Annotated in this window: 21 protein-coding genes; 9 read left to right on the top strand and 12 right to left on the bottom strand. The window is 63.9% G+C overall.

Annotation, left to right across the window (positions count from 1 at the left end; translation table 11 throughout):
* Positions 1–100 precede the first annotated feature (100 nt).
* The 5 genes from FFS30_RS19400 to pcp all read left to right on the top strand — a co-directional run bounded on the left by FFS30_RS19400 (position 101) and on the right by pcp (position 4,906).
* Positions 101–1,129 carry a biotin-dependent carboxyltransferase family protein gene (locus FFS30_RS19400; RefSeq protein WP_137914840.1) on the top strand — a complete coding sequence of 343 codons (1,029 nt, stop codon included), beginning with the start codon at positions 101–103 and terminating at the stop codon, positions 1,127–1,129.
* 134 nt (positions 1,130–1,263) lie between these two features.
* The gene (locus FFS30_RS19395) at positions 1,264–2,022 is read left to right on the top strand and encodes a 5-oxoprolinase subunit PxpA (RefSeq protein ID WP_137914839.1); all 759 of its coding nucleotides are present in this window, start codon (positions 1,264–1,266) and stop codon (positions 2,020–2,022) included.
* 510 nt (positions 2,023–2,532) lie between these two features.
* Positions 2,533–3,276: a DUF969 domain-containing protein gene (locus tag FFS30_RS19390; protein ID WP_137914838.1), complete on the top strand. Its 744-nt coding sequence runs from the start codon at positions 2,533–2,535 to the stop codon at positions 3,274–3,276.
* The gene (locus FFS30_RS19385) at positions 3,273–4,235 is read left to right on the top strand and encodes a DUF979 family protein (RefSeq protein WP_137914837.1); all 963 of its coding nucleotides are present in this window, start codon (positions 3,273–3,275) and stop codon (positions 4,233–4,235) included. The genes FFS30_RS19390 and FFS30_RS19385 overlap by 4 nt, the downstream gene beginning before the upstream one ends.
* Complete coding sequence (gene pcp, locus FFS30_RS19380) at positions 4,232–4,906, top strand: pyroglutamyl-peptidase I (RefSeq protein ID WP_137914836.1); 675 nt, start codon at positions 4,232–4,234, stop codon at positions 4,904–4,906. Before FFS30_RS19385 ends, pcp begins: the two co-directional genes overlap by 4 nt.
* Before the next feature lie 106 nt (positions 4,907–5,012).
* On the opposite strand, the gene FFS30_RS19375 is transcribed toward pcp, so the two are convergent.
* The 5 genes from FFS30_RS19375 to FFS30_RS19355 all read right to left on the bottom strand — a co-directional run bounded on the left by FFS30_RS19375 (position 5,013) and on the right by FFS30_RS19355 (position 10,242).
* On the bottom strand, positions 5,013–6,371 hold the full coding sequence (locus tag FFS30_RS19375) for a hypothetical protein (RefSeq protein WP_137914835.1): 1,359 nt from the start codon (positions 6,369–6,371) through the stop codon (positions 5,013–5,015).
* 61 nt (positions 6,372–6,432) lie between these two features.
* Positions 6,433–8,199, bottom strand: a complete 1,767-nt coding sequence (locus tag FFS30_RS19370; RefSeq protein ID WP_137914834.1) for a phosphatidylinositol-specific phospholipase C domain-containing protein — start codon at positions 8,197–8,199, stop codon at positions 6,433–6,435.
* A gap of 101 nt (positions 8,200–8,300) precedes the next feature.
* Positions 8,301–9,188 carry a glycoside hydrolase family 18 protein gene (locus FFS30_RS19365; RefSeq protein ID WP_137914833.1) on the bottom strand — a complete coding sequence of 296 codons (888 nt, stop codon included), beginning with the start codon at positions 9,186–9,188 and terminating at the stop codon, positions 8,301–8,303.
* 121 nt (positions 9,189–9,309) lie between these two features.
* Positions 9,310–9,579 carry a hypothetical protein gene (locus tag FFS30_RS19360; RefSeq protein ID WP_137914832.1) on the bottom strand — a complete coding sequence of 90 codons (270 nt, stop codon included), beginning with the start codon at positions 9,577–9,579 and terminating at the stop codon, positions 9,310–9,312.
* Between the two features lie 192 nt (positions 9,580–9,771).
* On the bottom strand, positions 9,772–10,242 hold the full coding sequence (locus tag FFS30_RS19355; RefSeq protein WP_137914831.1) for a helix-turn-helix transcriptional regulator: 471 nt from the start codon (positions 10,240–10,242) through the stop codon (positions 9,772–9,774).
* Between the two features lie 216 nt (positions 10,243–10,458).
* Here FFS30_RS19355 and FFS30_RS19350 point away from each other — a divergent pair, with 216 nt between their 5' ends.
* Both FFS30_RS19350 and FFS30_RS19345 read left to right on the top strand, forming a co-directional pair.
* Positions 10,459–13,797, top strand: a complete 3,339-nt coding sequence (locus tag FFS30_RS19350) for a winged helix-turn-helix domain-containing protein (protein ID WP_137914830.1) — start codon at positions 10,459–10,461, stop codon at positions 13,795–13,797.
* Entirely contained in the window at positions 13,772–14,185 is a 414-nt protein-coding gene (locus tag FFS30_RS19345) for a hypothetical protein (RefSeq protein WP_137914829.1), read from the top strand. The genes FFS30_RS19350 and FFS30_RS19345 overlap by 26 nt, the downstream gene beginning before the upstream one ends.
* A 63-nt stretch (positions 14,186–14,248) precedes the next feature.
* Here FFS30_RS19345 and FFS30_RS19340 read toward each other — a convergent pair whose 3' ends face one another.
* From FFS30_RS19340 to dcd, 3 genes are all read right to left on the bottom strand, one after another.
* Positions 14,249–14,713, bottom strand: coding sequence for a hypothetical protein (locus FFS30_RS19340; protein ID WP_137914828.1), 465 nt, complete (start codon positions 14,711–14,713; stop codon positions 14,249–14,251).
* A gap of 25 nt (positions 14,714–14,738) precedes the next feature.
* Complete coding sequence (locus FFS30_RS19335) at positions 14,739–15,143, bottom strand: hypothetical protein (RefSeq protein ID WP_137914827.1); 405 nt, start codon at positions 15,141–15,143, stop codon at positions 14,739–14,741.
* Between the two features lie 74 nt (positions 15,144–15,217).
* Positions 15,218–15,787, bottom strand: coding sequence for a dCTP deaminase (gene dcd, locus FFS30_RS19330; RefSeq protein WP_137914826.1), 570 nt, complete (start codon positions 15,785–15,787; stop codon positions 15,218–15,220).
* 127 nt (positions 15,788–15,914) lie between these two features.
* Between dcd and ugpC the strand changes: the two genes are divergently transcribed.
* Positions 15,915–17,015 (top strand): sn-glycerol-3-phosphate ABC transporter ATP-binding protein UgpC, encoded by a 1,101-nt coding sequence (ugpC, locus tag FFS30_RS19325; RefSeq protein WP_137914825.1) that lies wholly within the window; start codon positions 15,915–15,917, stop codon positions 17,013–17,015.
* A gap of 32 nt (positions 17,016–17,047) precedes the next feature.
* Here the strand turns inward: ugpC and FFS30_RS19320 are convergent, their stop codons facing one another.
* From FFS30_RS19320 to FFS30_RS19310, 3 genes are read right to left on the bottom strand one after another with little or no spacing between them, the layout of a single operon-like run.
* A complete protein-coding gene (locus tag FFS30_RS19320) occupies positions 17,048–17,374 on the bottom strand; it encodes a hypothetical protein (RefSeq protein ID WP_137914824.1) in 327 nt (108 codons plus the stop codon).
* On the bottom strand, positions 17,371–18,480 hold the full coding sequence (locus FFS30_RS19315; RefSeq protein WP_137914823.1) for an AbrB family transcriptional regulator: 1,110 nt from the start codon (positions 18,478–18,480) through the stop codon (positions 17,371–17,373). Before FFS30_RS19315 ends, FFS30_RS19320 begins: the two co-directional genes overlap by 4 nt.
* An 11-nt stretch (positions 18,481–18,491) precedes the next feature.
* The gene (locus tag FFS30_RS19310; protein ID WP_137914822.1) at positions 18,492–19,067 is read right to left on the bottom strand and encodes a hydrolase; all 576 of its coding nucleotides are present in this window, start codon (positions 19,065–19,067) and stop codon (positions 18,492–18,494) included.
* Positions 19,068–19,169: 102 nt separating this feature from the next.
* Between FFS30_RS19310 and FFS30_RS19305 the strand changes: the two genes are divergently transcribed.
* Positions 19,170–19,832 carry a TetR/AcrR family transcriptional regulator gene (locus FFS30_RS19305; RefSeq protein WP_171014742.1) on the top strand — a complete coding sequence of 221 codons (663 nt, stop codon included), beginning with the start codon at positions 19,170–19,172 and terminating at the stop codon, positions 19,830–19,832.
* A gap of 1 nt (position 19,833) precedes the next feature.
* Here FFS30_RS19305 and fabV read toward each other — a convergent pair whose 3' ends face one another.
* A complete protein-coding gene (fabV, locus tag FFS30_RS19300) occupies positions 19,834–21,045 on the bottom strand; it encodes an enoyl-ACP reductase FabV (RefSeq protein WP_137914820.1) in 1,212 nt (403 codons plus the stop codon).
* Positions 21,046–21,064 lie beyond the last annotated feature (19 nt).

Genomic DNA, 21,064 nt, shown 5'->3' with positions numbered 1-21,064 from the left:
CTCGTGCAGACGCGAAGCCGATCCCGGTCCGTACGCGCGGTGCCGCAAACAACGTCGCCGGCCGCCACCCATCGCACCGCCGAGCAAGACGCTTCTCGCGATGAGCCTGCGCGTTCTCTCGCCCGGCTTGCTCAGCACCGTGCAGGATGGCGGACGCCACGGATTCGCTGCGATCGGCGTCGGCGCCGCCGGCGCGATGGATCCTGTATCGCTCAGGCTTGCCAACCTGCTGGTCGGCAATGCACAGGACGCCGCCGCACTCGAAATCACTTTGCGCGGCCCGCGCCTGCAATGCAAAACGGATCTGCTGATCGCCCTCGCCGGCGCGGAAATCGACGCGCGCTGCGGCGGTGAAACCGTGCCGCTCTGGCGGCCCGTCCTGCTGCGCGCAGGCAGCGAACTGAATCTCGGCGGCATGCGCCGCGGCGCGCGCGCGTACCTCGCAGTCGCCGGCGGCATCCACCTGCCCGCGGTGCTCGGCAGCCGCGCGAGCGACGTCAACGCCGGACTCGGGCCGCTGCCGCGCCCACTCGCTGCCGGCGACAGCTTGGCGTGCGCGCCGGCACCGCGTTCGCTTTGCGGCGATTTGTGGAAACGCCTCGAATCGGCTTCAGTCGACGAAGGCACCGACAAGCAGAATGTCTTTTCGACAAACTGGTCACTCGATCCGCGCGCCTGGTTCGACGTCGATACCGCTCACCCGATCCGCGCGATTGCCGGCACGCACTTCGAGCGTCTCGACGGCGATTCGCAGCGCGCCCTGTTCGGCGCCGAATTCCGCATCGGCGTCGACTCGAACCGCGTCGGCTATCGTCTTGAAGACGTAGCGATTGCACTCGCTGCGCCGATCGAACTCGTCTCCGAAGGCGTCGCGCCCGGAACCGTGCAACTGCCGCCCGGCGGCGTGCCGATCGCGCTGACCGCCGAGGCGCCGCCGACCGGCGGTTATCCGCGCATCGCCCAGGTCATCGCGATCGACCTGCCGCGACTCGCCCAGCGCAGACCCGGCGACCGCGTGCGCTTCGCCGAGACCGACATTGCCGATGCACAGATGCGCTATCTTGAGCGCGAGCACGCGCTCGCGCGCCTCGCCGAACATGTGCATTGGCGTTTGCGTCAGAGCTGGTAGAGCATTGGCCACGAATTACGCGGATGAACACGGATAAAAACAGCACAGACATGAGCGAGTCCGACAAAACCGATTTGCCGTTTCGCAATCCATGTTCATTCCCATGATCCGAGACAAAAGAGATTCTTAATCCTATGGTCATCGATCTCAACTGCGACATGGGCGAATCGTTCGGCGCCTGGACGATGGGCGACGACGCCGGCGTGATGCCCTGGGTCAGCTCGGTCAACATCGCCTGCGGTTTTCATGCCGGCGACTTCATGACCATGCAGCGCACCGTGATCCTCGCCGCCGAACATCGCGTCGCGATCGGTGCGCACGTGTCCCTGCCCGACCTGCAGGGTTTCGGCCGGCGCGAGATGGCGATCTCTCCGGTCGAAGCGCACGCGGCGACGCTCTACCAGATCGGCGCACTCGCCGCCTTCGTGCGCGCGCAGGGCCTGCGTCTGCACCACGTCAAACCGCACGGCGCGCTCTACAACATGGCGGCGAAAGACGCCAAGCTCGCCGAGGCGATCGCCAACGCGGTGCGCGATTTCGATCCGCAACTGATTCTCGTCGGTCTCGCCGGCAGCGCTCTGCCGCACGCGGGCGCACAACTCGGCCTCGTCGTCGCCCACGAAGCCTTCGCCGACCGCCGCTACCGCGCAGACGGCTCCCTCACCCCGCGTCGCGAAGAAGGCGCCGTGATCCACGACGTCGACGCCGCCGTCACCCAGGCCGTGCAAATCGCGACGGAAGGAAAGGCACACACACGCGACAATCAACTCGTCGACATCCGCGCCGACACCCTCTGTGTTCACGGCGACCGCGCCGACGCGGCGACATTTGCGCAACGCTTGAACGAAGCACTGAACAAAGCCGGAGTCGGTATTGGCCGCATTGCCGCGTAGAAAAACAACTAGAGCGAACAATGCCCTTTGCCTTTGCTCCGGCTCGTGATCCCAAATCCCCGTCAGCCGCGGCGAGGCCATGACGGATCAGCCCACAGGGGCCGCGCGAGGGATCGCGCGGCGTTTGCGAATGTACATGGACGTACATCGAAGCAAACCCCGGCATGGCCTCGCGGACCCGAAGCGCGTAGCGCGAAGGGCGCGGCTCCCGGGGCGGCGTTTCTTTGGTTACTTTCTTGTCGCTGTAGACAAGAAAGTGACCCGCTCGTCCGTAGGACGAGTGGAAGCCTTTGCTCTAAACAACAGAGAACGAAAGTAAAGTCGCTGGATTCCCGCTAAGAGCATGCGGGAATGACAAGCAAAAAAGCAAAAGCCGGGCACAATGAATCGCGCTCCTACGAACAAAACGATCTGTTCGAAAATCACGGGCAGAGAAAAAAACTGATGACGGGCTTAGCAGCAATCCCAAGCCCAGCTGCCAGCGAAGTAATAAAACGGGAGGACATAAGAGTGAACTACTGGCCGTTAATCGGCGTCGCCGTCGTCATCGTCGGATTCGCGCTCAAGCGCAATCCGGTGCTCGTCGTGATCGCCGCGGGCGTGGCGAGCGCGCTTGCCGCGGGTATGGGCTTCGACGACCTGCTCGCGCTGATCGGCGACTCCTTCGTCAGCAATCGCGCCCTGCTGCTGTTCGTGCTCACGCTGCCCGCGATCGGCCTGCTCGAACGCTACGGTCTGCGCGAGCGCGCGCAGGCATGGATCGCCTCATTCCGCAAACTCTCGCTCGCGCGCCTGCTGATCGCCTATCTCGGCGCGCGCCAGTTGCTCTCGATGCTCGGTCTGTTCGACCTTGCCGGCCACGCACAAACCGTGCGCCCGCTGATCGCGCCGATGAGTGAGGCCGCGGCCAAGAACGACGGCATCGAACTCGACGCCGACGAACGCGAACGCGTGCACGCACTTGCCGCGGCGACCGATAACGTCGGCCGCTTTTTCGGCGAAGACGTTTTTCTCGCCTTCGGTGCGGTGCTGCTGATCCAGGGCTTCTATGCGCGCAACGGTATTCAGCTCGATCCGCTCGCGATCGCACTGTGGGCCTTGCCCACGGCGATCGCCGCCTTCGTGATCCACGCGCTGCGCATCTGCTGGGTGCAGCGCACTCTCGTCGACCGGCAACGGCGGAAAAACCCGTCGCATGATTCGCGCGATAGGAGAGGATCGCAAAATCAGCCGACACGAGGTGACGCCGCGTGATCAAGCTCCAATACGTTTACTGGCTGATCGGCGCCTTCCTCGCGCTCTGCGCGATCTACAACCTGCGCGAGCGGCGCTGGTCGATGGGCGCGTTCTGGGCCGTGCTCGCTTGCGCTTTCGTCTTCGGCGATGCGATCCAGGCCGCGAGTGTGGCGCATACGCGCTGGCCGGCGCAGTTGATGGGCGTCGGCGTGATCGCGCTCGGCCTGCTCGCGGCCAGCGGCACGATGCAGAAGCAAGGCTCGACCGAAACGGAGCGGCGCGACTCCGCCACGCGTCTCGGCAACAAGCTGTTCCTGCCGGCGCTGACGATTCCGTTCGCAACGATCGTGTTCGTGCTCGCCCTGCCGCATATCCCCTGGCACGGCTCACCGCTCGTCGAACCGGCGCAGGCGACCCTCGTTTCGCTCGCCCTGGCCTGCGTGATCGCCGCGGCCGCCGCGCTGCGCACGACGCGCGCACCCGCATCGCAAGCGCTCGCCGAAGGCCGCCGCCTGCTCGATACGCTCGGCTGCGTCGCCCTTCTGCCGATGGTGCTCGCCACGCTCGGCAGCGTGTTCGCGGCGACCGGCGTCGGCGATGCGGTCGCCTCGATCGTCGGCATGTTCATTCCGACCGACTCGGCGCTCGCCTGCCTGCTCGCGTTCGCCTTCGGCATGGTCCTGTTCGCGATGATCATGGGCAACGCGTTCGCCGCGTTCCCGGTGATGATGGCCGGCATCGGCCTGCCGCTGCTGATCCACAAGCACGGGGCCGCGCCGGCCGTGCTCGGCTCGCTCGGCATGTTGACCGGCTATTGCGGTACGCTGCTCACGCCGATGGCGGCGAATTTCAATATCGTGCCGGCGGTGTTGCTCGAACTGCGCGACCAGTATGCGGTGATCCGCGCGCAGACGCCGACCGCACTCGTCCTGCTGGTCGTCAACGTGATCCTGATGGCGGTACTGATCTTCCGATGAAATCCACGAAAGGCAAAACCGCGGCGCCGGTCGCGCTGCTGACCGGCTTCGATCCGTTCGACGGCGAGACGTCGAATCCCTCGCTCGAAATCGCGCGTTCGCTCGACGGCGAGACGATCGCCGGACACAAAGTCGTCGGCGCCATGCTGCCGACCGAATTCGCACGTTCGCTACCGGCGCTCGATGTGCTGCTGCGCAAACATCGCCCCGCGCTTGTGATTGCCCTGGGCCAGGCCGGCGGGCGTGACGGCATTTCGCTCGAACGTATCGCGGTCAATCTGATCGATGCGCGCATTCCCGACAATGCCGGCGAGCAACCGGTCGATGTGCGCATTGTGGAAAATGCGGCAAATGCGTACTTTTCCACTCTGCCGGTCAAAGCGATGCTCAGTGCGCTGCGCGCGGCGCGGATTCCCGCCTCGCTGTCGCAGACCGCCGGGGCCTTCGTCTGCAACCACGTGTTCTACGGCCTTATGCACCGCCTATCGCGCGCGCGCCGGAAAGTGCGCGGCGGTTTTATCCATGTGCCCTTTCTGCCCGAGCAGGCGACGAAGCACTCCGGTGCGCCGAGCCTGCCGTTGGCAACGATGACTGCCGCGATGCGCCTGTGCCTCGAAGTCGCGCTGACGACGCGCGAAGACCAGCACTACGCGGCAGGATCGACTTGCTGAAGTTCGGCGGGCGACCGGCGCGTTTCCGCACCGGCCGCCCCCCGTCCCGAAGTTCCGCGCCACTCAGCCCAGCCCCCCTGACGGAGCCGAAGCGTGCGGAGTCGGTTCATTGCAGCTGCTCGAGGACCGGATCGCGCTCGATCTTGTAGATCTTCGGCTGCTGCGGTGTGGCCGCCTTGCGCAGCTTGAGCTGCGTGTTGGCTTGCTGGCAGGCGTTGCCTCCGTTGACGAAGACGCCGCCCTGGTCGCACTTCCATTCGTAGAAATTGGCGATGCCGCCGGCGAGCTGCAGGCTGTAGTCGGTGCTCAGCGCCGCCGCGTCGAACGGCGTGCCCGCCATGAGGTTCTGGAACCAGCGCATCCATTCCTTCGAACCGACCGGCGGCACTTTTTCGGGTGCCTGGAAGGTCGGATTCATCGGTGACAACTGCGGACTCTCGGCGGTCAAGTGACAGCTCATACAGGCGCTGACCGGGTTGTCGACGGGGCCGTCGAGGCGACCGTTCCAGCCCAGATGTGTCGGCGGCAGTTCCTTGGTGTTGGCATTGATCGCGGTCTGCTTGAGATCCGGATTGATCTTGGTGACCACGGGCTGCTTGTTGGTGTAGCTGTCGCCGGTGTCTTCGGGATCGTTGCCCCACTGCACGCCGACCGGCACCAAGTTGTCCCAGCCGGGCTTGCCGGTCATCGCGCCGTTGTATTGGAACGTGCCGAAGATCCAGCCTGTGCCCGGAATGCGCGAGTCGCGCACGGCGAAGTCCATCTGGATCAGGGCGACGTTCTTGATCGTGCGATTCGCCGAATGGAACGTGTCGGTGATATAGCCCCGCCAGAGAACGGGGTTGACCAGGAACGGCACCTGCGCCAGATCGATGTCGGCGAACAACGCCTTGCAGACGACGGTGCCGTCATGGAAGCTTTTCGGCGTCGTGGTGTACGAAGGATCGGGATTCTGCGGATTCTTCCAGACCTCACCGAAGGTATAGCCGCCGACGTCGTTGTAGATGCCGACCGCATAGGTCTGTCCGGTCGCCACCTGGGTCGGCGCGAGCTGCTTGGTCTGGATCTGCGCTTCCTTGGTCAGCCCGTGGATGCCCTCGCGCCCGAGCGGCCCGTAGTGCTGCCACGGCGCGTGGTACCAGTGCCGCACCGGATTCTTCTGCACGACCCAGTCGTTTTCCACGTTGCCTTCCAGGCAGTACTTTCCGACCGCGGCGGTATAGGTGCGCCAGGTCTCGAAGTTGTTGCTGAGCGGGCTCGGCAGCAGTTTGAAGAACGCAGGCAGCGGCGCAGCGGGTAGCTGTTTCGGGTAGTTCTGGCTGAGTTCGAACAGCGTACCTTTGAAATCGGTCGACGGCGGCGCGTAGCCGAAATCCGGAAACGTGCCGGCCGAAACGCTGCCGGCGAACGCCAGAGAAACGCCGAAACAGATTGCGGAAACCGCCTTTCTCTCGAATTGACCCATGACCTTCTCCCGTCGGTGGACCTTCAACGAACCGGCACGCTTGCGCGCCCGGACCTGCGCTTCACGTGCCGAAGTGGGCGACGTTGTTCTGGAACATCGCGACATCGGTGGCCCGCGCATATTCGACGTAGTCGACGTAGAGCAGGTTGGGAATGCAGTCGTGCTGGTTCGGCACCTTCAAACCGGCCATGACCGCGCCGAGGTTGCGGTTCGCTTCCTTGGAGTACAGCCAGACCGCGGTGATCGGCGTCAGCGTCCACGACAGCAGGAACTGGTCGCACGGCAGATTCGGATCGACCTTGCATTTGCCGTTGTAGTTGGCGAACTTGGTCAACTGGTCGTTCTTCATCTTTTCGTAGTCGGTGGTGTTCGCGTATTGGTCGAACACGCGCAGATCTCCCTGCGCCGCCGTCGGCGATTCCCAGTCGCGATACACCCAGATGCCCCTCGCCGGATTTCTTACCGGGAAGTCGCCGTCGCAGACGGCGAGGACCGTGGCGGTGCGGGCCAGGTAACTGCCCAGGCTGACGTCGGCCAAACGCTGGCCCTCGGGCAAGGTCCTGTAGAGCCAGCGCTCGAGATAGTGCTGGATCATCTGCGTCATCTTCTTGTAAATCGCGTCATCGATGTCCTTGTAGTGCGAGAACTTCAAGATGACGAGTTCGCGATGACCCTCTTCAAGGAAACGCCGGATGTCTTCCAGCACCACGAAAAGCTTCGGCCCCTTGATGAGTGCGGAGCCGTGATAGAGGTAGAAATCGGAACCGTCCCAGAGCGGGCGCAGATCGAAATAGCGGATGCCGTTAGAGAGCTGGCCGTGGAGATCGAGATCCTGGGTCTTGCCGAACAGATTGAAACTGTCGCCGAGATACATGCCCGCGTCGTGCGAGGCGCCGACGGTCAGCGTCGACAGCGTCTTGTCCTGCAGTGCGGCGAGGTTGTCCTGCATCCAGCTCGCACGATCGACGATCAGCGAAGTCGACGACCACAGCGTGGCGAAGTTCTCCGACTGATGGGTCTGGATTGCCATATTGCTCGCGCATGCGACCGAGGGCGTCGCGCCGTCGTCGAAATTGACCGCGCCGCCGACCCAGTCGATGCGGTCGCCGTTGATCTTGCCGAAACGCTGCCAGAGCGTGCCGGCCGCCTGGGACTGATGCACTTCGATCACGTTGCCGTCGTCGGTGACCGCGACCGACGGAGAGGCGCCGGTGTCGTAGTGCAGCGAAGGCCCCCAACTGATCGAATTGCCGTTGACGCGGCCCACGTGATACCACAGGCCGTTGTTCCATTCGGACTTATGCACTTCGACCACGATGCCGTGACTGTTGATCGCGATGCTCGGCGTGCCGCCGCTGTCGTAGCGCTGGCTGCCGGCCCAGTTCACCGAGTCGCCGTTGAGCCTGCCCACGTGGTACCAGAGTCCCGAGTTCCATTCCGACTCGTGGACTTCGACAACGACCCCGGCGTCGTTCATGGCGACCCGGGGCCTGACGCCCGAGTCGTACTTACGACTCGTTCCCCAATGAATCTGCGTGCCGGTGACCGTGCCGACGCGGTACCAGAGTCCCGAATTCCATTCGGACTTGTGCACTTCGACCACCCTGTTCTGGCGATTGACGGCGACGCTCGGCGTCACGCCGCTGTCGTACTCGACGCTGCGGCTCCAGTTGACGTTCATCTTGTCGATGCTGCCGACGTGATACCAGAGCTTGTCGAACGCCTGCGACTTGTGCACCTCCACGATCGTGCCGCTGCCGCTCATCGCGACCTGAGTCTGCACGCCGTCGTCGTATTTGAGTGCCAACCCAAAGAATACGTTTTTCATGGTTGTGCGTTCCGACTAAGGAAAGGGTTCAGCGCGCATGACCCAGATCGATTTGGGCCTCAATGAATACTTTTCTGTATCCGGTTCTTGCCGACGATTTCTCAGCCGAGGCCTTTGTCGATCGCCGTGGCGTAGGCGCCCGGCGTGTAGCTTGGATTGGTGGATTCCCCCTGCCAGATGGCCCCGCTGTTCCACAGGAAGCCGCCGGCGATACCGCTGTTCTTCAAACCTGAAAACGTGCTTTGGATCTGCGCGGGCGTCAGACCGTCCGGAAACACCGCAAAGCCCGGCACGATGAACGCCTTCGGATCGGTCACGCCCGTCTCGCCGGCCATGGCGACGGCTTGTGCCCAGTCCTGCGGCTGGTTGCCCGAGCCGCCCGCATAACATTGCAGATTGAACCAGCGCACCGGCTGCATCCGGTTGTTCTTTTTGTAGACTTTCTGCAGGCAATCGACCCACCAGTCCGCCGCCGTGTAGGGGCAGTACGTGGCGAACAGACCGCGTGCGGCCACGTCCAAGGTCAGATCGACGATCTTGTTGCCATCGTCCTGCGAGTAATCGCCTTCGTAGTCGAAATCGACGCCGGTAATGCCGAACGTGGACTTCAGCATCGCCAGGTTTTTCTTCACCGCGTTGCGCGCCGCGTACCAATTGTAGAAATCGCTGGTCGTGCCCCAGGCACCGACCGAAATCAGCAATTCGCGAACGCTGCCGCCGTGCAATAGCGCAGACACCAATTTCGGGAAATCTGGATTGATGCCCTTACTCGGATTGGTGCTGTAGACGACATTGCCGTCGATGACGAAGGGCGAATCGTTGAGATAAAAATCGCCGCCTTCGTGAATATGTATGGACCAGAGCAGTACGCTGGTGACACCTTTATTCAGCTGCTGAATCTGCGTCTCGTAAGGCACCGGCGGGCTCGGATAACCGTCCTGAAAAAGACCGTTACCGTAAATGACGATCGGGCGGCTCGTGGTGCTCATGAGATCTCCATGAAGGAACGGAGCGATTCACTCCGACCCGAGCACTTTCGCTTTTGCCCAATCCATTGACGATGGCCGAACGTCTCAATTGCGGACACCGAATCTCAAAACCACGACGGCGTCACCGAAACTCTGCAAAGAAAAATTTCTGGCGCGGATTCGAAAACACCTTCGATGACGGGAAACGCTGCGTCCTCAATTGAGACTTCTCGCCATGTCCGGCGTGGCGCCGCGTTCGCATAATCCTGGCGCGCAGGAAGGCAACCGGATTACGGAGATCGGCCCATGCCTTCGGCAATCCGTCGCCTGCCGTCACGAGCCCGGCGATTCGCCCATCGATCATCGGGAAAGCAGCATGGCGAGCGAGAAGAGAACCGAAGTCAATTCGCATGTCTGCGCCGCTCCGAACGCGGCTTCGAATGTGACTTGCGTCCGCAATGCCAGGCCGATAGGAAATCCCGTCGAAAGCAGGGTCCACAGCGTTTCAGGCGCGGAGCCCGACGGCGTGCCGACCTTGCTCGATCCTCGACCGGCCGAAGCGACGCCGCGTCGCAGTCGCTTCGGTTTCTACGGCCGCCTTGCTCTAGCCGAAACTCGCGCCGCTCAAGCCCGCTTCACGCACGAACAGCATCGTGCGCAGTTGGCCGGCCGTGCTGCCGAACGCCGCCTTGAAGCTGCGATTGAAATGACGCAAGCATTCGAACCCGCACTCGAGCGCGATCGAACTGATCGGAACGCGCGGCGCCGCAACGGAAAACCGCGCGCAGACCTGTTCGAGACGCACTTGGCGGATAAAGCCGGACACCGTCAGCCCGCGCGCCTGGAAGGCCCGGTACAGCGTGGCGCGCGAGCAGCGCAGGTTGCGCGCGATCTGGGCGGGGTCGAGCGTCGGGTCCTGGTAATTGCGTTCGACCCAACGGCATGCCGCATCGAAGACGGTTTCCAGCAGCAGACTTGCCTCGACATTAGGCGCGCCGGCTAATTCGAAAACCGAATTTTTTTGTGATTGATTTAACGAAAACGAATCCGTGGAAATGTGATCGATCGTAGTCATGGCAATCTCACTGACATTGCTGATTACGGATTGGCTCGCCAATCCCCTTGGCGCGCCGCCGGCAGGCCATCGGCCAGTCGTCGCGCGGTCAGTGCGTTATTCCTGTTTATTGCCAATTCGACCTTCCGGAAACCTTACGATTGGCAATCTATTGAGTTTTATCGCAAAACCCCACAGCATTCGAAGTCTGGAACAGGGGAATCACGGGGACTTGCGATGAACGCTGCGGCGAAGCCTTCCCGTTTCCGTTTGGGCGAATGGCTGATCGCTCCGCAGGAGTGCCGCATCGACGGCGCCGGCGCGAGTCAATCCATCGAACCCAAACTGATGGACGTGCTCGTGTTCCTCTGCGAGCGCGCCGGCGAGGTGGTCAGCGCCGAAGAATTGCTGATCGCGCTCTGGCGCGGCTCGTTCTACGGCGACAACCCGGTGCACAAGAGCATCGCCCAGTTACGCCGCATCCTCGGCGACAGCGCGACCCAGCCGCGCTACATCGCCACCATCCGCAAACGCGGCTATCGCGTCACCGCGCCGGTGACGTTCATGGACGACTATGCCGCGGCGCCGACGCACATCGCGACGTGGACCGAAGGCAATCCTTATCCCGGCCTCGCCGCGTTCGACGCCGACCGTCGTGCGGTTTTCTATGGCCGCAGCCAGGCGCAGGCGGCCGTGCTGTCGCGCCTGCAATCGCGCCTCGCCGAGAACCGCGGCTTCGTGCTGATCTTGGGCCCGAGCGGTTCTGGCAAGACCTCGCTGCTGCAAGCCGGCGTCGTTCCGCTTTTGACTCAGGCGCACGGCTTCGACGGCACCCAGGCGCTCGCCGTGGCGCGCATCGAACCGACCCATGTCGCGGCCGACCCTTTCGCCGCGCTGGCCGAAGCGATGCTGCAGTGGCGCATCGGCGGCGAACCGTTGTTCCACGAAACGGAAAGAGAGTGGATCGCCACTTCGCTGTTGCAAGATCCGCCCACCCTGTTCGCCAGCCTCGACGATCGCCTGCTGCGCCGCGCGGATTTCCAGGCCGCCGAACAGCGCCGGCCGGTCCTGCTGCTCGTGCTCGATCAGATGGAGCGGACCTTCGCGCAGAAGGACGACGCCGTCGCTGCGCTCGGCACCTTGTTCGGCTGCCTGGCCAACTTGCTGGCAACCGGCCACGTCGCCGCACTGGCCGCGTGCCGCAACGACTTCTATCCGAATCTGGTGCGCGTGCCGGCGCTCGTGAACTTGAAAGCCGAAGACGGCCAGTTCGACTTGGCGCCTCTTTCGTCGGGCGAAGTTGCGCAGATCATCCGCGTTCCGGCGCAGGCGGCCGGCCTGAGTTTCGAGCAGGACCGCGAAACCGGCCTGCGCCTCGACGACATTCTGCGCGACGCCGCTGCGCAGCATCCGCAGTCCCTGCCCTTGCTCCAGCACACTTTGTCGGTGCTCTACGAGAAGCGCACGGCAACCGGGATGCTGACTCTCGCCGCGTACCACGAGGTCGGCGGCCTCGCCGGCTCGCTCGCGCGTCATGCCGAACAGGCTTTCGCCCAGCTCACCGACGCCTCGCAGCGCCATCTGCCCGAACTTCTGCGCAGAATGGTTTCGATCGAGGAGGACGACCGCTCCCCGGTCGGCCAGCCGGTGCTGTGGTCGCAGATCGACGACGCCGATACGCAGGCGCTCGTTCGCGGCCTCGTCGACCAGCGTCTCTTCACCAGCGTGCTGCTCGGCGATGCGCCCGCGTTCGCCGTGGCGCACGAATCGCTATTCAACCAATGGCCGCGCATCCAGCAGTGGATCACCGAGAACCAGCGCCTGCTGCTCGTGCGCGCCCGCGTGGCGCAAGCGCAGCGCCGCTGGAGCAGCGAAGGCGAACGCCAGGATTTCCTTCTGCCGGCCGGCAGCCAGCTCGACGACGCCTCGCGTCTTGCATCCGGCTCCGCGCTGTCGTTGTCGCCCGAACAGCGCCGCTTTATCGACGCGTCGCGCCGACGCGCGCGCAGGCAGCATGGCGCGCGTGCGGCGGCGCTCGGCGCCATCGTCGTTCTCGGCGTCGTCGCGGGCGTCGCCGGCATCGTCGCGATGATCCAGCGCCGCGCTGCCGTCGAGCAGCGCAGCCAGGCCGAGTCCCTGGTCGGCTTCATGCTCGGCAAACTCACCGACAGCCTGCGCCCGCTCGGTAAGCTCGACGTGCTCGACAGCGTCGGCAACGAAGCGATGAAGTATCTCGCGTCGGTGCCGCCCGAATCCTCGAACCTGCCGGTGAATCTGATGCGCGAGCGCGCGCTGCGCCAGATCGGCGAAATCCGCCTCGCGCGCGGCGACATCAAGGGCGCCGCCGAATCGTTCGAGCGCGCCGCCGCGTTGTCGCAATCGCTCACGACGGAGTACCCGAACAATACGGACGCCTGGTTCGATTACGGTAATGCGGTGTTCTGGCTCGGGCAGCTTGCTTACAGCAAGTCCGACTACGAAGAGGCCACAGCAAACTGGAACCGCTATCTCCAGGCCGCACAGAAACAAGTCGACCTCAAGCCGGACGATCCGAAGTCCGTGATCGAGCTTTCCTACGCGCATACCAACCTGGCAACGCTGGACTATCGCCGCAGCCATTACGATGATGCTCAGAAGGGTTTTCACGCATCACTGGAACTCAAGCGGCGCGCACATAAGCTTGACCCCGACAATACCGACATTCTGGTCCAGACCGCCAATACGTTGACCTGGCTCGGCAGCGTGGACGAAGCTCAGGGAATGCTAGCCGACGCTGAGCGGCAGCACGCTTCGGCCGTCGATGCGCTGGTCGAAGCGCGGAAGAAAAATCCAGACGACCAGCCTTTGAGATATCGCGAAGCAATCGCGCGAATGCATGTCGCGCTCAGTGCGCTGAGTTTGGGTGAAGTGGATTCGTCAGCCGATCAATACCGGGCTGCCTACGAAGAGCTGCAGTCGCTACAACAGGTCGATCTCAAGAATCTTTCCTGGCGTCACGATGGCATCACCGCCGGCCTTTATCTCGGTTGGATCGAATACTTGCGTGGACACGTCGGTCCTGCGAAAGAACTGATCACGAAGAACGCCGACGCCTGCGACGAGATGATTCGGCGCACCCCTTCTTCGAGCAAATTTCTGCTCTTGCATTCGTTCGCCATATGGATTCGTCAGCGCACTGATATCGGCCCAGTGGCGGGGTCCGTGCTGGCGGAAGAGATCAGTGCGATACGCGCGCTTGTCGACAAGTCGCCGGCGGATGCCTCGGCGAGGAAGACGCTCGCCGATCTGCTGATCGCGCGCGCCCTGGATTCCTACGAGAAAAATACCGGTAATGCTGCGGCCGACGCAGACGAGGTTTTAAAAATACTGTCGCTGCCAAGCCCGACAAATACTCAGACCGAAATCGGCGTTCTGAATCTGCAAGCGGCCGCCTATTTTTTGGCCGGGCGTAAAAGTGAAGCCTTGGCTATCGTCGATAGGCTCGACAGCCTGGGCTACCGTCATCCCGCCTATCTGAAACTGCTTCGCTTTTTCCACTCGGAGACCAGCAATGAAAGAAAGCAAAACGATCAATAAGCCCACTAAGCCGAGCCCAGGGATGGAATATGTACTGACCGTCGCCCGCGTGGGATTCGGCGGCAATACCGGAGATGGGAAATACTTCTATGCTTTCTCCCAGCACCCGATTCACATCATCGGTAAGAAGGGAGCGTTCCAGATGACCTTCACCCTGTCGGACGAAACACACGAAGACATCATCATCACCAATGGCGTCTCCGGCGACACGGGGTATCAGGTCATGATCGATCCTGAGACGAACGGCCGTTCCGCATGGGCCACCAACACGAACAGCGAAAATACCCTGTTCACGTTCGGCCTCGTCCTGCAAAACAAGAGGACCAACGAGTACTTAATCTGCGATCCGGAGGTCATCAACGTCCCCGACCCGCACCCAACTCCGTAAGGCTTGCCGAAAAACAAACAGCGCCGAAGAGGCGCTGTTTGCAATTCAAAAGCGTGGAAAGCTTTAGTGCTTGTTCGGATCGGCCTGCGGTGCCGGTGCCGGCGCAGCGGCCGGAACAGGAGCCGCTTCGGCAGCCGGTGCCGCCGCGGGGGCGGCCGGAGCCGCCGGCGCGGGTTCCGGCTCGGTGTAGACCTGCTCCTTGCCGTCGACATCGAGATAGACCGGCAGCGACATCCGCTTGCCGGTGACGTAGATCATGTGCTTCTGCTCGTCGTTGGCCTTCTCGGCTTTCTTCACGAGAATGCCTCTGAGCGGCTTGTTCTTGTCCAGACCTTCCTGATAGAAGCCGCCGACCGCGCCGTACATGCCGACCTTGTCCACGGTGACCGCGTCACCGACCTGGTACTTGCCGTCCTTGGTGATCTTGATGATCAGCCTGCCGTCTTCGATGTCGCGCGCGATGCTCGCGCCGGCGAAAGCCAAGCTGAGCGCGGCGGCGAGGACGGTGATGGTGCGACGCATGTGCATGTGGATCTCTCCCGAATAGTGAGCGTTATTTCTTGCCGTCGTCGGCAATCTGGATGACTTTGAGCTTGCCGTCGTTGTCGAGCACGTAGCTTTCGATCTTCAGGTCGCGCGAGATGCCGGCAAGGCCGGCGACCTGCGCATTGGTGACCTTCTGCTTCTCGCCGGGCTTGAGCAGGATCGAGTGGACGGGCTGGCCGTTCTCGTTGCGGTAGCGGATATGGTCGCGCAGCGTTTGCGTGTCGACGGTGGCATTGTCGAGATCGAACTGGCCGTCCTTGTCCGCGCGTACGACGAGGTCGTACTGGTTCGGCGACGTGGCCGCGTCGGACGTGCCTTCTTTGATGTTGTCGCGTCCGCAGGCCGCCAACGCGGCAAGCAGCAGTGCGAGCAGGACGAGTTTGAAACCTTGGGCCAAATTGAGCTTTTGCATGTCTGTTGCGTGCCTCGAATTCGTGGGATCAGGACTCGACGGTGACGGATGCGGATGGCTGCAGTCTGTCGGAATCATGCCTGCGGCAGGGTGACCCCGCGCTGACCCTGATACTTGCCGCCGCGGTCCGCATAGCTTACCTCACAAACCTCGTCCGATTCGAAGAACAGCATCTGCGCGACGCCTTCGTTGGCGTAGATGCGCGCCGGCAGCGGCGTCGTGTTGGAAAACTCCAGGGTCACATGGCCTTCCCACTCGGGTTCGAGCGGGGTGACGTTGACGATGATGCCGCAGCGCGCGTAGGTGCTCTTGCCGAGGCAGACGGTCAGCACGTTGCGCGGTATGCGGAAATACTCGACCGTACGCGCCAAAGCGAAGGAATTCGGCGGGATGATGCACTCGGGCGCCTTCACGTCGACGAAGCTGCGCGAATCGAAATGCTTGGGGTCGACGATGGTCGAATTAATATTGGTAAAGATTTTGAACTCGTCGGCACAGCGCACGTCGTAACCGTAACTCGACGTACCGTAGGAAATCAGCTTGCCGCCGGAAGCGTTGACCCTCACCTGCCCCGCTTCGAACGGTTCGATCATGCCGTGCTTATCCGCCATGCGGCGGATCCAACGATCACTCTTGATGCTCACCGACACTCCGGTCCTGACGCAAAGGAGCGTCATGATACGCGCAGCCGGGCCCGGACAGTAGGGCTTGGTCGGAATCCGCAAGGTAGCGTACCCTCGCAGTCGCCCGTCTCGTGTCCGGAACAGCGTCATGGCCGCCGTCAACCTGCGCAATATCAGCAAGCGTTATGCCGACGGGCATGCCGCGGTGAAAGACTTCAACCTCGACGTCGGCGACGGCGAATTCGTCGTCTTCGTCGGCCCCTCGGGCTGCGGCAAGTCGACCACGCTGCGCATGATCGCCGGGCTCGAGGAAATTTCCTCGGGCACGCTCGAAATCGACGGCCGCGCGGTCAACCTGCTGCCGCCGAAAGAGCGCGACATCGCCATGGTGTTCCAGAACTACGCGCTCTATCCGCATATGACCGTGCGCGAAAACATGGGTTTCGCGCTCAAGCTCGCCGGCCGGCCCAAGGCCGAGATCGCCCGGCGCGTGCTCGACGCCGCGCAGATGCTGCAGCTCGACGAATTGCTCGAACGCAAGCCCGCGGCCCTGTCGGGTGGCCAGCGCCAGCGCGTCGCGCTCGGCCGCGCGATCGTGCGCGAGCCGAAGGTGTTCCTGATGGATGAGCCGCTGTCGAATCTCGACGCCAAGCTGCGCGGCGAAATGCGCGCCTCGATCTCGCGCTTGCACCGGCGCCTCGGCGTGACGACGATTTACGTCACCCACGATCAGGTCGAGGCGATGACCATGGGCGACCGCATCGTGGTGATGAAGGACGGCGAGATCCAGCAGATCGCCGCGCCGATCGAACTCTACGAACGTCCGCTCAACAAGTTCGTCGGCGGCTTCATCGGCTCGCCGGCGATGGGTTTCGTCGAAGCGCGCTGGCAATCGGGGACGCTGTCCGGCGCCGGCTTCACCGTCCCCTTGCCGAACGCGCTGCACGCGCGGTTCGCCCTCGCCGACGCCCAGCCGGTCTGGCTCGGCATCCGGCCGGAGGCACTGCACCTCGCCGCAGCAGACGCACAGCCCGGACACGCCTGCCTCGACGGCATCGCCGAGGTCGTCGAGCCGCTCGGCGCGGAGACGATACTGAATGTCTCGATCGGCGCCAGCGAGCGCCTCGTCGCGCGCGTCGGCGGCCACTTGCGCCTGCGTCCCGGTGAACATGTGCGCCTCGCGGTGGATCTCGACAAACTTCACGTGTTCGACCGCACCAGCGAACTCAACCTGCGCGCCGCCGCCTGATTCGCGCAGCGGCGACGGACTCGCCGCACGGCTCAGGATCGGGAGCCGGGGCGATTGCCGCCATACTCCTTGCCGAACCACCCCGCCATGGCGAGCGCGAGGAGCAAGGCACCGAGGCCGGCCGTGCCAGCGTGCATGAGGTTGCCGCCGTCGAACGTGCCCACGTGCCAGATGAGCGCATAAGCACCGGCCAGATTGAGCGCCGCCCAGATCACGTTGAACCAGGCCGTCGACTCGGTGCGTCCGTAAAAGCGCGCGAACGGCGTCGGAAAAGCGCGCCCCGACACGCCGGCGACGAAATGCGGCACGCCGTTCGCAGCCAGCGCGCCGGCAAAGAACCAGGCAACGTAGTCGATCATTGTGAGTCCTCTCGGGTGGCGGCGTCGTGCGCCGGTATGGCCGCGGCAGACTGCTTTCCGATATGCCGCGCAACCCACGCCGCCAAGCGTGGGCCAAGGGCGATGACGACGATCAGGCGCACCGCCTGCATCGCCATCACGAAGGCGAGATCGACGTGGCTGGACGCAGCGATGATCGCCACCGTATCCATGCCGCCCGGGCTCATCGCCAGATAGGCGGTCAGCGCGTCGACACCGGCCGCCTGCACGAGCAGCCATGACAGGCCTGCACAGACGGCGATCAGCGCCGCGATCGAGAACAGGATCGGCGACAATGCGCGCAATGAGTAGCGCAGCGTATCGCGGCGGAAGCGCAGGCCGATGCTCCAGCCGATCAGCGCATAGACCGCAGTCAGCAGCCACGGCGGCAGTTCGAGTTTCAGCCAGCCGCCCAAATGCAGCACGATCGCGCCGAGCGCCGGCACGAGCAAGGCGCCGGCCTGGATGCGCGAACGTACGCCGACCACGGCGCCGATCGCAGCAACGGCCAGAGTGCCGGCGAATGCCATCACGTCGAGCGGCGGAAACCAGACGGGTTGCACCGGGGCAACGTCCTGCAGGTGCAGCCAGAAATGCGCGACTGCCGCGGCGACCAGGGCGACGCAGATGACGCGCAGATACTGCATGAAAGCGACGAGCCGCGCGTCGGCGCCGAACGACTCGGCCATCAGCACCATGGCCATAGCCGCGCCGGGCGTTACGCCCCAGATCGCCGTGGTGCCGGGCAAGGTGCGCGCGACCCGGCTCAATCCTGCGCCGAGGGCGATGCTGGCGACGAGCGTCGCCGCAATCGTGCCGACGAACAGCGGCCAATGCGCGAGAAAGGTCTGCGCGATCGCCGGCGTGATCATGTTTGCGATCAGGCAGCCGACAATCGCTTGCGCGCCGATATAAGCCTTTGCCGGCACGCGCACTTCGGCACCGTGTGTGCCGAATGCAATGCCGGCGAACATCGGGCCGAGCAGTAGCGCGCCGGGCAGATGCAGAGCGAACAGACCGCCGGCGATGGCCGCCGACAAGATCGCGAGCAGCCCCCACTGCGCCGGTTTGGACAGTCTCGCGAGCATGGCCGATCGCCTCAGCGTGCGCGGCCGAAATGCAAGTCCGCGCCGACCGCAACACGCGCGAGTCGCGGGAAAATGTACTTGAACGCAAACGCGTGCATCTCCGCCGAGCGTCCGCTGCAGGCGTCCTCGACGACCACGACGTCGTAGCCGAGATCGAAGGCGCTGCGCGCGGTCGATTCGACGCCGACATTGGTCGAGATGCCGCCGAGCACGATCGTGCGCACGCCGCGGCGGCGCAGGCGCAGATCGAGGTCGGTGCCGTGGAAAGCGCCCCAGCTGTGCTTGGTGACGATCAGATCGCCGTGCGCCGCGGGATCGTCGGGAAACTCGGCGAAGTCGGCCGGCAATCCGCCCGGCGGCCGCGGCGTCGGCTGATCGACGAGGCTGGACGGGGCGTCGGCGAAATTCGGCCCGAGATCGACGCGCACGCGCACGACCGGCGCGCCGGCCGCGCGGAAGCGCGCCGAAAGCGCGGCGCCCGCGGCAAACACGAGTTCGCCGCCGTGCGGCTCGGTCGGCATGGCGAGGATGCCCTTCTGCAAATCGACGAGGACGAGAGCGGTGCTGGCGGAATCGAGTTCGATCATAAGGATGCTCCGAAAGTCGGCAGGCCGACCGTGTTGCGCGGTCGCGCCCAGAGGTGAGAACATGAGGATGTCCTCGCAAAATATATGAGGAAATCCTCACAAATGTCAACGAAGAAGATTTCGCCTGCCGCGCGCACCCCGCAACGCCAGCGCGGCAAGGAACGCGTCGCCGCGCTCATCGAGGCGGCGATCGCGGTGTTTGCGGAAAAAGGTTATGCCGCGGCGACGATGACCGAGATCGCGGCGCGCGCCGGCGCGCCGATCGGTTCGCTGTATCAGTTCTTTCCGAACAAGGAACTGATCGCCGATGCGCTGATGCTGCGCTATCTCGAACTGACCGTCGCCGCGCTCGAGCGCATCGAGGCCGCTTCGGCCTTGCTCGCCGTCGAAGCGCTGGCGCGATCATTGTTGCGCGTGTTCGTCGATCTGAAGACCGAGCGCGCCGCGATTTTGTCGCTGCTCGACGCCCTGCGCCATGAAAAGGCCGCGCGCGGCGCGGAATTCCGCACGGCCGTGCTCGCGCGCTTGCAGCGCATCCTGCACGCGATCGCACCCGCGCTGGCGCCCGCGCAGGCGACCACCGCGGCGATCGCCGTACTGCAACAGATGAAAGCGGCGACGGAATTGAGCGCGCGCAGCGAACCTGCCGCGATCGACGCACTCGACAAGGAATGCGTGCGCATGCTCGCGCTGTACCTGGCGGATCTCGGCGCCGCGGCGCCGCGGGCGAAATCGCCGCGCGGCAGGTCGGCCGCGCGGCGTTGACTCAGATTTCGACGACGTCGAAACGCACGTCGGGGCCGATGTCGGCGTCGTAGTCGACGTCGTCGCGGGCGAAGCCGAACAGGCGCAGGAAGTCGCGCTTGTAACCGTCGTAGTCGGTGACCTGACGCAGATTCTCGGTCGTCACCGTCGGCCACAGTGCCTTGCAGGCCTGCTGCACGTCGTCGCGCATTTCCCAATCGTCGAGGCGCAAGCGGCCCTCGCCGTCGGTTTGCGGCGCCTGCCCATCGATGCGATAGAGCGCGTCGCGGAACAGGCGGTTGGCCTGCTCGATCGGACCTTCGTGCAGGCCCTTCTCTTTCATGACGCGAAACGCCATCGCGATATACAGCGGCAGGATCGGAATCGCCGCGCTCGCCTGGGTCACCACGGACTTCATCACGCCGACGTAGGCGCCGAGATGCTGCGCGGCATGGCGCCCGCGCAGTTCGCGCGCGGTGTCGTCGAGATGCTGCTTGGCCCGGCCGAGCGCGCCGTGCCAGTAGATCGGCCAGGTGATTTCGGTGCCGACGTAGCTGTAGGCGATCGTCTGCGCACCGTCGGCAAGCACGCCGGCGCGGCTCAGCGCGTCGATCCACAGCGCCCAGTCCTCGCCGCCCATCACTTTCACCGTGTCGGCAATTTCCTGCTCGGTCGCCGGCTCGACGGTGGCCTGCACGACCGTGTCGCGATTGGTGTCGACTGAGAGCGCGGTGAACGGCGCGCCGATGGTCTTCAGCGCCGAGCGCACCACTTCGCCGGTCTCAGGCAGCTTGCGCACCGGCGAGGCGAGCGAATAGACGACGAGATCGATCTTGCCGCCCATTTCGTTCTCGATGATCTCGATGGCGCGCGCTCGCGTCTCGTCCGAGAACGCATCGCCGTTGATCGAGCGGCTGTATAGACCGGCCTGCTTGGCCAACTTGTCGAACGCGGCCGAGTTGTACCAGCCGGCGGTGCCGGGCTTCACTTCGCTCGACGGTTTCTCGAAGAACACGCCGAGCGTCGCCGCACCGTAACCGAACGCCGCGGTGATGCGTGAAGCGAGCCCGTAGCCGGTCGACGCGCCGATGACGAGCACGCGCTTCGGCGCGCGCGCCGGTGCGCCAAGCCCGGCCTTCTCGGTGACGCCGATCTGTTCGAGCACGTTCTTCTCGCAGCCGAGCGGATGCGCCGTGGTGCAGATGAAGCCGCGGACCTTGGGATGAATGATCACGTTGTTTCCTGTCGGATGT

The sequence above is a fragment of the Rudaea sp. 3F27F6 genome (assembly GCF_005503555.1).
GTDB lineage: Bacteria > Pseudomonadota > Gammaproteobacteria > Xanthomonadales > Rhodanobacteraceae > Rudaea.
The sequence above is the reverse complement of the archived record's forward strand: the minus strand, read 5'-3'. Positions and strand labels throughout refer to the sequence as shown.

Coding starts and splice junctions, on each gene's coding strand:
- FFS30_RS19340 (WP_137914828.1), bottom strand. CDS start 14,713: ATGCACATGCGTCGCACCATCACCGTCCTCGCCGCCGCGCTCAGCTTG.
- pcp (WP_137914836.1), top strand. CDS start 4,232: ATGAAATCCACGAAAGGCAAAACCGCGGCGCCGGTCGCGCTGCTGACC.
- FFS30_RS19370 (WP_137914834.1), bottom strand. CDS start 8,199: ATGAAAAACGTATTCTTTGGGTTGGCACTCAAATACGACGACGGCGTG.
- FFS30_RS19335 (WP_137914827.1), bottom strand. CDS start 15,143: ATGCAAAAGCTCAATTTGGCCCAAGGTTTCAAACTCGTCCTGCTCGCA.
- FFS30_RS19360 (WP_137914832.1), bottom strand. CDS start 9,579: ATGCGAATTGACTTCGGTTCTCTTCTCGCTCGCCATGCTGCTTTCCCG.
- FFS30_RS19400 (WP_137914840.1), top strand. CDS start 101: ATGAGCCTGCGCGTTCTCTCGCCCGGCTTGCTCAGCACCGTGCAGGAT.
- FFS30_RS19320 (WP_137914824.1), bottom strand. CDS start 17,374: ATGATCGACTACGTTGCCTGGTTCTTTGCCGGCGCGCTGGCTGCGAAC.
- ugpC (WP_137914825.1), top strand. CDS start 15,915: ATGGCCGCCGTCAACCTGCGCAATATCAGCAAGCGTTATGCCGACGGG.
- FFS30_RS19355 (WP_137914831.1), bottom strand. CDS start 10,242: ATGACTACGATCGATCACATTTCCACGGATTCGTTTTCGTTAAATCAA.
- FFS30_RS19350 (WP_137914830.1), top strand. CDS start 10,459: ATGAACGCTGCGGCGAAGCCTTCCCGTTTCCGTTTGGGCGAATGGCTG.
- FFS30_RS19375 (WP_137914835.1), bottom strand. CDS start 6,371: ATGGGTCAATTCGAGAGAAAGGCGGTTTCCGCAATCTGTTTCGGCGTT.
- FFS30_RS19345 (WP_137914829.1), top strand. CDS start 13,772: ATGAAAGAAAGCAAAACGATCAATAAGCCCACTAAGCCGAGCCCAGGG.
- FFS30_RS19365 (WP_137914833.1), bottom strand. CDS start 9,188: ATGAGCACCACGAGCCGCCCGATCGTCATTTACGGTAACGGTCTTTTT.
- FFS30_RS19315 (WP_137914823.1), bottom strand. CDS start 18,480: ATGCTCGCGAGACTGTCCAAACCGGCGCAGTGGGGGCTGCTCGCGATC.
- FFS30_RS19310 (WP_137914822.1), bottom strand. CDS start 19,067: ATGATCGAACTCGATTCCGCCAGCACCGCTCTCGTCCTCGTCGATTTG.
- FFS30_RS19305 (WP_171014742.1), top strand. CDS start 19,170: ATGTCAACGAAGAAGATTTCGCCTGCCGCGCGCACCCCGCAACGCCAG.
- FFS30_RS19395 (WP_137914839.1), top strand. CDS start 1,264: ATGGTCATCGATCTCAACTGCGACATGGGCGAATCGTTCGGCGCCTGG.